The following is a 13,032-nucleotide window of genomic DNA, read 5'->3' on the forward strand; positions in this document are numbered from 1 at the left end:
AGCTACACGTTTCACAATACCGTCAATTTTTTAAACAGAACTCATTCGAAAAATACATGATAATGAACTTTAAATCGCTTTTCAAGAACATTTACCCACACCTGATTTCTCTTGTCGTTTTCCTCATCATTGGCTTCATATATTTTCAGCCGGTTCTGGAGGGAAAACAACTCCGTAAGGGTGATACGATCAATGCCTTGGGATATAAAAAGGAAATTATGGATTTTCGCAAAACTACTGGTGAAGATCCCCTATGGACCAACTCTATGTTTGGCGGAATGCCAGCCTATCAGATTACTGTGGAATACAAAGCGAAATTCATGCAGTATTTTAAAGCACTTTTACAACTAGAAACTCCCAGTCCGGTTCGCTATCTAATACTTTACCTAATCGGTTTTTATATCCTGATGATCTCGCTAAGGGTAAATCCCTGGCTAGCGATAGGAGGAGCCATTGCTTATGCTTTTTCTACCTACTTCATTATTATTATCGGAGCAGGACATCTTTGGAAAGTAAATGCGCTGGCCTTTATCCCTCCTGCCCTAGCAGGTATTCTGCTTGCTTTTAGGGGGAAATATTTAACAGGTGGTTTGCTTGCAGCCTTCTTCCTGATTCTGGAGATTTATTCCAATCACATACAAATGACCTATTACTTCCTGATCACAGTGCTTTGTGTTGCAGCTTATGAGTTTTATTATCGCTACAAGCAAAAGGAATTAAAACAATTCTTCACGGCAATTGGTGTTTTATCGATTGCTGCGTTGCTGGCTATCGGTGTTAATATCTCCAATCTTTACAATTCCTACGAGTATAGCAAACAAACCATTCGTGGAAAATCAGAATTAACAATTGGAAAAGAACACAACAAAACCAGTGGATTGGATAGAGATTACGCTACCCAATGGAGCTATGGAAAGCAGGAAACCCTTACGCTTCTTATTCCAAACGCAAAAGGTGGTGCCGGTTCTCCTCAGGAAGGCATGCAGCTAATTAGCTACATCAGCGGTAAACAAATTAAGGATGTGGATTCCTATTACCAGATTGAGCCACTTAAAAACCATCACTACTGGGGAAATCAACCCTTTACGGCAGGACCGGTTTATCTGGGTGCCAGTCTTCTTTTTCTTTTCTTTTTAGGATTGTTTGTGGTTCGTGGACGATTAAAATGGGGACTACTCACTGCAAGTATATTGGCTATTCTCCTTTCGTGGGGACATAACTTTCCATCACTCACCAACTTTTTCTTTGATTATATTCCGCTGTACAACAAGTTCCGTGTAGTTTCCTCCATTTTGGTAATCGTGGAATTGTGCGTGCCAATACTCGCCATTCTTGCGGTGAAGAAAATTATTGAAAAACCAGATATCCTAAAACAAAAGGTCGATCTAAAATATTTAAAAGCAAATATTCTGATATTACCCTTACTATTTACCGCCGGAATTGCGCTTGTTTTATATCTATTACCAGATACTTTTTTAGATTTTATCACTCAACCCGAAAACAACTATTTAGCACAAATCAAATCGGGAAATCCGAATGCTATTGGTTTCATTAGTCAGATTCAGGCGGATATTATTAATGCCCGTATCGCAATGTTCCGGGCCGATGCACTACGAAGTATCGCATTTGTGCTGGTTACTGCTGCCCTGTTGATTGCTTTTGGCAAAAAGCTGATAAAACCTAATCTGCTGATTGCCGGTATCATTGTATTGATATTGGCAGATCTTTGGCCTGTAAACAAGCGGTTTGTAAACAACGATAACTTTGTACCTAAAAAGGAATTGAAAGTTGCTTTTAATCCAACCCAGGCCGATTTTGAGATTTTGCAAAACGAATATGCTCACCGTCCGGAATTGAAAGCTATGGCTCAAAAGGCACAGCAGGAATACAAAAAAGAAAATCCCAGAGCGAGCAAAGTAGAATTGGCTATCGTTCCATTTAGTATATTGAATCAACACAGCGATTACAGGGTGTTGAATACTTCGGTACAGACTTTCCAGAATGGTAGTACCTCCTACTATCACAAATCAATTGGAGGATACCATGGTGCAAAGCTTCGTCGTTATCAGGAATTGATTGATTACCATATCACCAAAAATAACGAGAAAGTAATCAATATGCTCAACACCAAATATATTATCACTCCGGATAAGAAGAAAGGAAATCATGCCAGCCTCAACCCGGATGCTTTGGGAGAAGCGTGGATTGTTCCTTCCTATAAAATGGTGAATAATCCCGATGAAGAGATCATGGCACTTAATAGCTTTGATCCGGCAAAGGAAGCTATAGTGGATAAGCGATTTGCTTCTCAACTAGATGGATTTGATTCTAAACCGGATTCTTTGGCAAGCATCACAATGGAAAGCTATGCTCCCAATCATATCAAATACCAATTTTCTGCCAGTAGCGAACAATTGGTAGTATTCTCCGAAATCTATTATCAACCCAGATGGAATGCTTATGTTGATGGGAAGAAAGCGAAGCATTTCAGAGCCAACTTTGTATTGAGAGCCATGAGAGTTCCCGCGGGCAAGCATCAAATTGATTTTAAATTTGAACCAAAAGCTTTCTACACTACCGAAAAAATATCTGTTGCCAGCATGATACTTTTCTTCCTTTTACTTACTGGAAGCATCCTGTATGGTATCAAAAACCTTATAAAAGAATCAACAGTAAATGAATAGTAAATACACAAAAGGACAGCAATTTGTCAACTTTATGCAGAAAATTGTTTTGCTGCATATTGCGCTGTTTTTCATGCGATGGTTTTATTATCTGATCGAAAAACTGAGCAGAAAAGATAAACGTATTGTCTTATTTTTTCTGACGGAGAAATTCTTTTTCGATAATTCGAAATACTTATTCGAATATATGAGAGAGAAAAACGATTTTAACAGCATACTTTTTACTCCTCATCGGGATTTGTATCAGCAATTAAAACAAAAATTCCCAGGTGAAGTGGTTTATGCCTGGTCGTTGAAAGGGTTTTTGCTCTTCCTGAAAAGTAAGCAGGTGATACTTTCCTATGGCATTAGTGCCGCTGCGTTTTTCCCTTATTATCTGCACGAGAAATGCAAAAACATTATCTATCTGGGACATGGTACTCCAATGAAAAAGATGGCATTGCAAACGCCAGTGTGGCGCAAATATGGCAAACAACACCAATTGCAGAAATACACTTACATGGCTGCTTGCTCTCCGCTGGAACAAATCATTCACGGAGCAGGATTTAATATCGACATGAATCATGTTTGGGTAAGTGGTTTGCCTCGTAACGATTATTTGCTGAAAGAATTCAACTTGAGTCCGGAACTACTGCTTCGCAATCCTTTTTTAGATCGGAAAATCATTTTGTATGCTCCAACCTGGCGAGAGGAAGGACACAAAACTCAATTCTTTCCTTTTGAGGATTTTGATGCGGGCAAACTTTCGGCTTTTCTGGAAAAAGAGGATGCCTATATTTTGGTTCGTGGACACAAAGAAGATATAAAACGAAAAAGCATAGAAAAGCACAAGGATTTTTTCGCTATTGACAGAGTAATTAAAGCAGATCAGGATCGTTTTCCGGATGTGTACCAGTTACTGCCTTTTGTTGATATCTTAGTTACGGATTATTCCTCGCTGTGGATTGACTATTTACTTCTCGACAGACCAATTGTTTATTTGCCTTACGACCTGGAAGAATACAGGCAATACAAGGGGTTTTTTATCAATTTTGAAGAGAATACCCCAGGAGCAAAACCAACAACACAGAAAGAGTTTCTTATCCATTTGCAACGATATATCGCAAAACCACAAACTCATGCCAAATGGCGTAAAAAAATCCGAGACCTCTATCACGAATATCAGGAGGCTGGTAGTTGCGAACGAGTTTATAAAAAGATAAAAACGGAAGTGATGAATAGCAAGGAATAATTATGAGCGAAATAGATATTGTTCTGCTCTGGGTTGATGGAAACGATCCCGAATGGCAAAAGGAATATAGAAAGCAAAAAAAATCGCTTACAGAAAGTGACACATTGGCTACGGGAGCTTCCAGATATCAGGACTGGAACAACTTACAATATATTTTTCGCGGCATTGAGAAATTTATGCCCTGGGTAAGAAAAATTCATTTCATAACCTGGGGACACTTGCCTAAATGGCTCAAGGTGGACTATCCAAAGTTGGCAATTCACAATCACCAGGATATATTTCAAAATCCCAATCACCTGCCGACTTTCAATTCCAATGCAATAGAATTCAATATTGTTGGCATTCCGGATCTCAGCGAGAAATTTATTCTTTTTAATGATGATTCTTTTATATTGCAAACCACCTCAGCTAATCGATTTTTCCAAAATGACCTACCTGTTGATTTCCTTGCACTAGGATTTCCACACCGAGGATACCTGTATAATCGCCTTCGTAAGCATACGGTTTTTATGGATACGATGGTCAATAATATAAGCGCTTTAAACAGTCATTTTAAGAAGAAGGATTTACTAAAGGCAAACAAAGCATTTTTCTATCACGAAAGCTATCCTTTTGCATTTCGATTTAAGAATTTTTTAGTGAATCTGATCAGTAATCAATACGAAGTAATGGTAATCAATCATCATCCGCAACCTCACTTAAAAAGTACCATTCTTAAGGTAAAGGAAAAGTGCAAAGCACAATTTGAGATAACCTCTGCTTCAAAATTCAGAGATCGTAATAATATTACCCAATATCTGTTTCGATTTTGGAATCTTGCCAGTGGCAAATTCGTTCCAAACTATCAAAAAGATCATGTTCATCTTAATATTACAAGTCTGAAATCATTAACGAAAGATCTTGAAAAAATAAAAAGTACCCGATTTTTGTGTGCTAATGACAATCTTGATTCGGCAACTGATTTTGAAGCGTGTAAAGAGCTGCTTAATCCTTTATTAGACGGGATTTTACCCGAGAAATCAAGCTTTGAAATATAATTCACCAATAAGCATCTTATATGAAACTATTGAGGAGAATATTAAAAGTTCAGGCGGTATATAAAATATATACGCTGCTTCTTGGTGGATTGCTACTCCTACTGGTTTCTCCCATCCTTATTCTATTGCCACGGAAGAAAAAGCAAATGGTTCTATTTGGTACCGGCAATGGTTTGTTTATCGATAATGTGAAATATTTCTTTCTCTATTTAGAGAAGAAAAAGCCAGATTTGAAATACTATTTTATTACTTCTAATCAGGATGTTCATCGCAATCTGCAGCAATATTTTGACAAGATATTGTATTATCCATCGCTAAAAACGATCTGGATTTTATTGCGATCTCATATGGTGGTTACCGACAATACGGTACTGGATCAAAACTTTCGCTTCGTATTTTTAAAAGGAGCCAGACACATCCAATTATGGCATGGAGCGGGAATTAAAAAATTCTGGAATACTACCCCAAAGCTCGGTACTCGCTTATTGAAGCCCTATTTTTATTTCACTGAGAAGAAAAGAAATTTTGATTCCTTTATTTCTACCTCTGAGTTCTTTACACAAAACTATTTTCAGCAAGCCTTTTCCTCTAAAAAGTTTCCCATTACCGGATATCCTCGTAATGATATTTTTTGGCAGAAAAATCCTGCTAATCCATTTCAATTATTGGAAACAGACCAGGATTGCCTGCAGAAAATAAAGGATTACCAATCGAAAAACAGCAAGGTGGTAATTTATGTGCCTACTTTTAGGGGAGTTCGCGGACGTGGAAATAACGAGCTTGCTTTTGATCTCGTGCGATTAAATCAATTTGCCGAGGAGAACAACATCCTATTCATTTTTAAGCTTCATCCGGTTCTTCGGAATACCGCGGAGCAAAACGATTTCGATCGTATTGTCTGGCATCGTAGCGATAAGGATGTTTATCCGGTTCTGTTGCAGTGTGATGCCATGATTACCGATTATTCTTCTATTTTTATAGATTATATGATTCTGAATCGCCCCATCCTATTCTATATGTACGACAAGGAGGAGTATGAGAAAAGAGATCGGGAATTGACTTCCTTCCATAAGCAATTTATGATTGGACATCAATCTCATCAGCAATCGGAATTGGAGGCAAGTATTGTGAAGATTCTTTCGGCAGACAATACAGATCAGAAAAAAAGAGAATTGGCTACCAGACTCGCCTTTCAATATCGGGATGCGGATGCAAGCAAAAGGCTTCTAGAACACCTTACAGCAAGCTATATCAGGAAATAAAAAACAATAATACGAACCTATGAAACGTGTAATTACTTTTGGAACATTTGACCTTTTTCATATCGGACATCTTCGCATATTGGAACGTGCCAAAAAACAAGGCGATTACTTAATTGTTGGCATCTCTACCGATGCATTGAACTATTCCAAAAAGCAGAAAAACCCGATCTATTCTCAGGAAGATAGAAGAAAAATTATCGAAGCACTTAAAGTAGTTGATGAGGTTTTTTATGAAGAATCATTAGAGCTGAAAGGAGAATATATCCAAAAATATAAGGCGGATGTATTGGTGATGGGAAACGATTGGGAAGGTCGTTTTGATCAGTTCAAATCGCTCTGCGAAGTCGTTTACCTGCCCAGAACTCCATCCATCTCCACTACCGAGATCATCGAAATTATCAAGGAATAAGTCTTTCTGGACAGAAATATTCAGAACTAACTTAGGCTAGCAATTCTTCTTTCGGGATAGATATAGACGATTATTTTTGAAGCAATCCTAACAACTTGCGAATAGAAGCATTCACATCCTCCGATATCTTTAACAAATAGGTAAGGATAAGATAAACAGCTCCAACCAAGCCAGAACGCACGGCAATATCCAATACAAACCAATGGAGTTTGGGTAAGAAATATCCGGCTAAGTAGGCTATCATGGCAATCAAAATCACCAGGAGAAACTTGTAGTTAAATGCTTGGAATTTATATTTTTTCAACAGGAATAGGTATTTGAGAAAATTGAAACAAAAGCTGGAAAACAAAGTAGCAACTGCCGCTCCATTGATTCCCCAAATAGGAATCATGATGATGTTTGTAATCAAAATCAGGAGACTGTAAATTCCCAAAAAAAGCGTTTGCATTCGGTAATGTGGCGAACTTTGAAGGATGGTTCCACTTACCCCCGAAAGCATTTGAATAACATGTGACATGCCAATAAAAAGAATCACAAATTTTCCAGGCATATAACTCGATGTAACAATCTCCAATACATTATCAATATTCACCCAAATACCAATAAAAAGTAAACATCCCAGCAAGAACTGGTGTAAGCCGCTTGTGGTATAGATCTGGCTAATGGTTTTTAAATCGTTTCGTTTCCAGGCCTCTGCAATTACCGTACTCGCAATTTTTCGGAGCGAACGTGCAGGCATAGAAACCAAAACACCAAAATTTGCCATGGTCGCATAAATACCATTTGCACCCAATCCGACAAAACTCACAATCATGATACGATCTATCTGATTTGCCATTTTATCACTTAAACCATTTAAAATCCCAAATAGGGAAACACTAATCATCGATTTCCTCAACTTAGGGGTCACAAATTTTAAATTACTGGAGAAAGAAATTTGTCCTCGGTAAACCAGTAGGAGAAAAAGTAAAACGGTTGGCAAACAAAAAGCAATGGTATAAAAGAAAATGAATTGTGAAAAAGTAATTAGATGCTGCCAAAATAAAAGAATGATAATTAGTACCAGAAATTTGAAAACAATATCCCGAAAAAAAGTACCTGAAACGGCATCATACATCACTCGGTTATATCCATCAAAAAGATTGAAAAACAGGGTGAAAAAGACCAGTGGTATCAGGTAAATAAGATAATTAAGATATAAGGGCGATTCTGTACGATAAGCCTCAACAGCATAAGGTTGCAGTACGAAATAACTAATTAATGCGAGTGCAAAACCAAACATACCCACCCAAAACAGAAGAAACAGATATCCATTGTGACTTCGATTTTCATTCCGAAAATAGGGAAAAAGCCGAGCCGTAACATTATTAAATCCAAAGGATGAAAATTGGGCTGCAATGGTAACTATGGCTACCAGCCAGTTTATCAATCCAATTTGATCTGCACCTAATATTCGCGGAAACAAGATTCCGGTATTTACCAAACCTAAAATGGCACCTAAATAGGATACAAAAGTTCCCTTAATGGTTTGTTGACGAATGATTCCCAATGTAGTTCTTGCTTGTGATATATCGATTACTTCACAAATTTAACAAAATTGCTTTCTTGTGAAAACAAATCCTGAGATGCGCATTTTTTAATGAAAAATTGTAATTTCGCAGAAGGTCCACATTCACATGCTAAGCCCTACAATAAAATCATCTGATTCAATCTTTTAATCTCGTCTGTACATGGCATACAAAGAAAAAGGTACAAAACGAAGACTTCGTTCTTCCTATATTACTTCTGTTATCAGTATTTCGCTGGTTCTTTTTATGTTGGGACTAATGGGTTTACTGATTTTAAATGCCCAACAGCTTTCCAACTACGTTAAAGAAAATATTGGCGTCTCCATCATCCTGAAAAAGAATGTAAAAGAAGTAGAAATAAGGCGATTACAAAAAACATTAGATGCTACCAACTACGTGAAAGCAACTCAATTTGTTGATGAGGAAACTGCCGCCAAAGAGCTTCAAAAAGAATTGGGCGAGGACTTTGTATCCTTTCTCGGTTACAATCCACTAATGGCATCCATCGATGTGAAATTGTATGCCGCCTATGCCAACCCCGATAGTATTGCAAAAATTGAAAAAGATTTTACCAAATACAATCCGGTTCAGGAGGTTTACTATCAAAAATCACTCGTCCATCTGGTAAATGACAATGTAAAACGCATCGGTTTAATCTTACTGGCTTTTAGTGCTTTGCTCCTTATCATTTCCTTTACTTTAATCAATAATACCATACGACTTTCCATTTATTCGCAGCGTTTTATTATCAACACCATGCAATTGGTTGGCGCTACCCGTTCCTTTATTCTCAAGCCTTTTATGGGCAAAAGCCTTGTACATGGAATACTAGGAGCCTTAATTGCTAATGCCATGCTTTCCGGAGTAATTTATATCTCCCAAAAGGAATTAAGTCAGGTTATTACATTCGATAATGTGGAAATACTGGGTATTCTTTTTATCCTGATACTTCTGCTTGGAATATTTATCACCTGGATCTCTACGCTTTTTGCAGTGAATAAATACTTGCGCTTAGAATCCAGATCTTTGTATTAAGCGGAAAAATAATATGCACATATACTTTTATTGATTATTTTTGCAGGCAATTGCAAAATCCATATCTCAAAATAAAGTCATGAAGAATCAAGAACCTAAAACTGGTTTCGCTCTCGGAAAAGAGAACTATAAACTGTTATTAATTGGATTTATCATCATCATAGTTGGATTTTTATTGATGACAGGAGGCGGTTCTGATGATCCGAATGTCTTCGATAAAAGTATTTTTAGCTTCAGACGTATTACACTTGCGCCTATGGTTGTTCTCTTTGGCTTTGCTTTTGAGATTTATGCCATCATGAAAAAGCCAAAAGAGAAATAAAGCACTTCATCCATTTTTATATTCTTTCACCTGAATTTCTAGGCTACCAGCTTGTAGAAGCAAATTCATAATGTTCAAAATGGGGGTACTAATGTTTCCCGATTTCTCGATACACTAATTATAAAATATTAAAACACATCACCACAATGAATTGGATCGAAGCACTAATTTTAGGTCTATTGCAAGGATTAACCGAATTTCTACCTGTTAGTAGTAGCGGACACTTGGAAATAGGCAAGGCTTTAATGGGAATTAACACCGAGAATAACTTGATTTTCACTATCGTGGTGCATGGAGCAACTGTACTAAGTACTATCGTTGTTTTTCGAAAAGAAATACTGGAATTAATTAAGAGTATTTTTAGTTTTGAATGGAACGAGTCCAATCAATATATCGTAAAAATTATCATTTCCATGATTCCAATTGCTATTGTGGGTATATTCTTTAAAGATTCTGTAGAAGAACTATTTAATAGCAATCGAATCCTATTACTTGTTGGATTCATGCTTCTTATTACAGCCACCTTACTTGGCTTTACTTATTACAGCAAGCAAAAAGACAAGGAAATTTCCTATCGCGATGCTTTTCTTATCGGTCTGGCTCAAGCATTTGCTATTCTACCTGGTATATCCAGATCGGGATCAACCATAGCTACCGGCTTATTTTTAGGGAATAAAAAATCTGAGGTTGCAAAATTCTCCTTCCTCATGGTTTTGGTTCCCATTCTGGGAGAAAATATTCTTGGGTTTTTTGATGGCAGTTTCTCTGCTCAGCAATCTGTCCAAATTTTGCCATTAGCAATTGGTTTTTGTGCTGCATTTGTTTCGGGTTTGCTGGCTTGTAGCTGGATGATTAAAATCGTAAAACAAGGAAAATTAATCTATTTCGCAATATATTGCTTGATTATCGGACTTATTGCTATTTTTGCAGCCTGATTTCTCAAAACAGCAAACTGATTAACCATCTAGTAATGATTCAATTTGACAAGGACACTAATTTTCAGGAAGGAGCATTTATTCTGCTGAATAAGCCATACCAATGGACTTCTTTTGATTTGGTGAACAAGATTAAATTCAAAATCAAACACAAATTACGACTGAAGAAAATCAAGGTCGGTCATGCTGGTACTTTAGATCCATTAGCCACAGGTTTGATGATTGTCTGTGTTGGGAAATACACCAAACGAATTGAATCCTTTCAATCGCAGGTAAAAGAATATATTGCAACTTTACAATTAGGTGCTACCACTCCCTCTTTTGATCTGGAAACAGAAATTGATCAACGATTTGCTACCGATCACATTACCCAGGAATTGGTTGAAGAGACCCTAAAGAGTTTTATTGGAACGATTAAACAACGTCCGCCAGATTTTTCTGCGGTTAAAATAAATGGCAAACGTGCTTATGAATATGCCCGTAAAGGTCAAGAAATAGAAATTAAAGAAAAAATACTAACCATTGATGATATTGAAGTCTTGAAATTCGAAGGCAATATTCTCAAAATCAGAGTGGTTTGCAGTAAAGGAACCTATATAAGAGCCTTAGCCAGAGATATTGGTTTGCAGCTTCAAAGTGGAGCGCATTTAACAGCTCTTGAACGTACTAGAATCGGTGATTTTAAAATCGATGATGCAATTGAAATTGAAGATTTTATAAAATACTTAGAAAATTTATAACTATCTTGCAACTTTTTCGTAAAAAGGGAAGCTTTGCACTTTCCTAATGATCAAAAATAAAAATAAAAGTCAGTCAGCCTTATGAAGTTATCTAAGTTTAAGTATAATTTACCTACAGAACTTATTGCTTTACATCCCGCCTATAACAGAGATGAATCCCGCCTTATGGTGCTTCACAAAGATACCGGAGAAGTAGAACATCGTATTTTCAAAGATATTATTGAATACTTTGATGATGAAGATGTTATGGTATTTAACAACACCAAGGTATTTCCTGCTCGCCTGTATGGAAACAAAGAAAAAACAGGTGCAGAAATTGAGGTGTTCTTATTGAGAGAATTGAATAGGGAACAACGCTTATGGGATGTTTTGGTTGATCCTGCTCGTAAAATCCGAATTGGGAACAAACTCTATTTTGGAGAAGATGATTTATTAGTTGCAGAGGTAATTGATAATACTACTTCCAGAGGAAGAACCCTTCGTTTTCTATACGATGGACCTTACGAAGAATTTAAAAAAACACTATATAGTTTAGGAGAGACACCTCTTCCAAAGTTTATCGATCGCGCAGTGGAACCAGAAGATGCTGATCGCTATCAAACCATTTTTGCTAAACACGAAGGTGCTGTTGCAGCTCCTACTGCAGGTATGCATTTTAGCCGTGAGTTAATGAAACGTCTTGAAATAAAAGGTGTTGATTTTGCCGAAGTTACTTTGCATGTTGGTCTTGGAAACTTTAGAAATGTGGATGTTGAGGATCTTACCAAGCATAAAATGGATTCAGAGCAAATTATTATCAACAATACTGCCGTTGAGAAAGTAAATCTGGCTAAAAAGCAGAAGAAAAATGTTTGCGCCGTTGGAACAACAGTAATGAGAACGTTGGAAAGCTCAGTTTCAACCATGGGTATGCTGAAACCATTTGAAGGATGGACTAATAAATTTATTTTCCCTCCATACGAATTTCATGTTCCTAACAGAATGATAACGAATTTCCATTTGCCTCTATCTACGCTAATGATGATGGCTTGTGCATTTGGTGGATATGATAATGTTATGAGCTGCTATCAGCAAGCTATTAAAGAAAAGTACAGATTTGGAACCTATGGCGACGCTATGTTAATCCTTTAATATTACCCTATTATACTAAAAGGCCTGTTAAAATTAATTTTAACAGGCCTTTTCTATTTGTAGCAAAGTATTTAAATCTGGAAAATACCGTAGTTTATTTCTCTGAATTTACCATCCAGCTTGAAAAAACATTCAAATAATTCCAATAAGAAATAATCAATTCCTCAGGCAAGTCCAATAATGGTAATAATTGCTGATAGCATTGTAACCAAATCAATCGAGCCTCGCTACTAATATTAAACGGACGATGACGCCTTACCAACATTGGCTCTCCTCTATTCTGATTAAAATATTGCGGGCCACCAAGTATCTGAATAAAGAAATCGGATGATCGTAGTTTAGCTGCTTCAAATTCATCATTATCCGGAGGAAACAATCCTTTGACATCGCTTTCTCGTAGTAAATTGTAATGATCATCCACTAATTTTCTAATTCCAACCTCCCCCAGATGCTTTAAAATATCTCTACTAGGACGAGTAACTGTAGGTCTTTCACCGTATTGGTATTCACTAATTATTAGTTCCATCGATTCATTTAATTTCTAATATCAATATTCAAAAGTATCAATTTTTGAATAATCAGAAGAAAATTATCGACAAAATAAGACTGGATAGTCTTTTTTTTAGCAAAGCAATTTCAGAAGGCTTTTTACTTTGCCTCTAATTGCTTAAATTTAGT

The 13,032-nt window shown here is 36.8% G+C and carries 12 protein-coding genes; 10 read left to right on the forward strand and 2 right to left on the reverse strand.

The genetic code is table 11. The features are described 5' to 3' along the window. Positions 1-62 precede the first annotated feature (62 nt). Genes DLK05_RS06180 through DLK05_RS06200 form a run of 5 tightly spaced genes read left to right on the forward strand, consistent with a single transcriptional unit; the run spans position 63 to position 6,623 of the window. On the forward strand, positions 63-2,684 hold the full coding sequence (locus DLK05_RS06180) for a YfhO family protein (protein ID WP_209319756.1): 2,622 nt from the start codon (positions 63-65) through the stop codon (positions 2,682-2,684). Further along, a complete protein-coding gene (locus DLK05_RS06185) occupies positions 2,677-3,915 on the forward strand; it encodes a CDP-glycerol glycerophosphotransferase family protein (RefSeq protein WP_127343141.1) in 1,239 nt (412 codons plus the stop codon). The genes DLK05_RS06180 and DLK05_RS06185 overlap by 8 nt, the downstream gene beginning before the upstream one ends. Before the next feature lie 2 nt (positions 3,916-3,917). Next, a complete protein-coding gene (locus DLK05_RS06190) occupies positions 3,918-4,952 on the forward strand; it encodes a stealth family protein (protein WP_127343268.1) in 1,035 nt (344 codons plus the stop codon). A 20-nt stretch (positions 4,953-4,972) separates the two neighbouring features. Continuing rightward, positions 4,973-6,214, forward strand: coding sequence for a CDP-glycerol glycerophosphotransferase family protein (locus DLK05_RS06195; RefSeq protein ID WP_127343142.1), 1,242 nt, complete (start codon positions 4,973-4,975; stop codon positions 6,212-6,214). A gap of 19 nt (positions 6,215-6,233) precedes the next feature. After that, entirely contained in the window at positions 6,234-6,623 is a 390-nt protein-coding gene (locus DLK05_RS06200) for an FAD synthase family protein (RefSeq protein WP_127343143.1), read from the forward strand. 70 nt (positions 6,624-6,693) lie between these two features. Here DLK05_RS06200 and DLK05_RS06205 read toward each other — a convergent pair whose 3' ends face one another. Next, entirely contained in the window at positions 6,694-8,172 is a 1,479-nt protein-coding gene (locus DLK05_RS06205; RefSeq protein ID WP_127343144.1) for a lipopolysaccharide biosynthesis protein, read from the reverse strand. Positions 8,173-8,353: 181 nt separating this feature from the next. On the opposite strand from DLK05_RS06205, the gene DLK05_RS06210 reads away from it, so the two are divergent. The 5 genes from DLK05_RS06210 (at position 8,354) to queA (ending at position 12,354) form a co-directional block, all read left to right on the forward strand. After that, positions 8,354-9,226: a cell division protein FtsX gene (locus tag DLK05_RS06210; protein WP_127343145.1), complete on the forward strand. Its 873-nt coding sequence runs from the start codon at positions 8,354-8,356 to the stop codon at positions 9,224-9,226. 79 nt (positions 9,227-9,305) lie between these two features. Next, positions 9,306-9,548 carry a DUF3098 domain-containing protein gene (locus tag DLK05_RS06215; protein WP_127343146.1) on the forward strand — a complete coding sequence of 81 codons (243 nt, stop codon included), beginning with the start codon at positions 9,306-9,308 and terminating at the stop codon, positions 9,546-9,548. Between the two features lie 146 nt (positions 9,549-9,694). Continuing rightward, on the forward strand, positions 9,695-10,483 hold the full coding sequence (locus DLK05_RS06220; protein ID WP_127343147.1) for an undecaprenyl-diphosphate phosphatase: 789 nt from the start codon (positions 9,695-9,697) through the stop codon (positions 10,481-10,483). Positions 10,484-10,518: 35 nt separating this feature from the next. Continuing rightward, positions 10,519-11,223 carry a tRNA pseudouridine(55) synthase TruB gene (gene truB, locus DLK05_RS06225; RefSeq protein WP_127343148.1) on the forward strand — a complete coding sequence of 235 codons (705 nt, stop codon included), beginning with the start codon at positions 10,519-10,521 and terminating at the stop codon, positions 11,221-11,223. A gap of 81 nt (positions 11,224-11,304) precedes the next feature. Next, positions 11,305-12,354 carry a tRNA preQ1(34) S-adenosylmethionine ribosyltransferase-isomerase QueA gene (gene queA / locus DLK05_RS06230; RefSeq protein WP_127343149.1) on the forward strand — a complete coding sequence of 350 codons (1,050 nt, stop codon included), beginning with the start codon at positions 11,305-11,307 and terminating at the stop codon, positions 12,352-12,354. 94 nt (positions 12,355-12,448) lie between these two features. Here the strand turns inward: queA and DLK05_RS06235 are convergent, their stop codons facing one another. Then, positions 12,449-12,880: a globin domain-containing protein gene (locus DLK05_RS06235; RefSeq protein WP_127343150.1), complete on the reverse strand. Its 432-nt coding sequence runs from the start codon at positions 12,878-12,880 to the stop codon at positions 12,449-12,451. Positions 12,881-13,032: the final 152 nt, after the last annotated feature.

Origin of the sequence: Ancylomarina longa (assembly GCF_003996985.1) — a bacterium.
Classification (GTDB): domain Bacteria; phylum Bacteroidota; class Bacteroidia; order Bacteroidales; family Marinifilaceae; genus Ancylomarina_A; species Ancylomarina_A longa.

What these genes read in the sequence shown, in the direction of transcription:
- DLK05_RS06195 (WP_127343142.1), top strand. Translation starts at nt 4,973, where the DNA reads ATGAAACTATTGAGGAGAATATTAAAAGTTCAGGCGGTATATAAAATA.
- queA (WP_127343149.1), top strand. Translation starts at nt 11,305, where the DNA reads ATGAAGTTATCTAAGTTTAAGTATAATTTACCTACAGAACTTATTGCT.
- DLK05_RS06210 (WP_127343145.1), top strand. Translation starts at nt 8,354, where the DNA reads ATGGCATACAAAGAAAAAGGTACAAAACGAAGACTTCGTTCTTCCTAT.
- DLK05_RS06220 (WP_127343147.1), top strand. Translation starts at nt 9,695, where the DNA reads ATGAATTGGATCGAAGCACTAATTTTAGGTCTATTGCAAGGATTAACC.
- DLK05_RS06200 (WP_127343143.1), top strand. Translation starts at nt 6,234, where the DNA reads ATGAAACGTGTAATTACTTTTGGAACATTTGACCTTTTTCATATCGGA.
- DLK05_RS06180 (WP_209319756.1), top strand. Translation starts at nt 63, where the DNA reads ATGAACTTTAAATCGCTTTTCAAGAACATTTACCCACACCTGATTTCT.
- DLK05_RS06235 (WP_127343150.1), bottom strand. Translation starts at nt 12,880, where the DNA reads ATGGAACTAATAATTAGTGAATACCAATACGGTGAAAGACCTACAGTT.
- DLK05_RS06190 (WP_127343268.1), top strand. Translation starts at nt 3,918, where the DNA reads ATGAGCGAAATAGATATTGTTCTGCTCTGGGTTGATGGAAACGATCCC.
- truB (WP_127343148.1), top strand. Translation starts at nt 10,519, where the DNA reads ATGATTCAATTTGACAAGGACACTAATTTTCAGGAAGGAGCATTTATT.
- DLK05_RS06215 (WP_127343146.1), top strand. Translation starts at nt 9,306, where the DNA reads ATGAAGAATCAAGAACCTAAAACTGGTTTCGCTCTCGGAAAAGAGAAC.
- DLK05_RS06185 (WP_127343141.1), top strand. Translation starts at nt 2,677, where the DNA reads ATGAATAGTAAATACACAAAAGGACAGCAATTTGTCAACTTTATGCAG.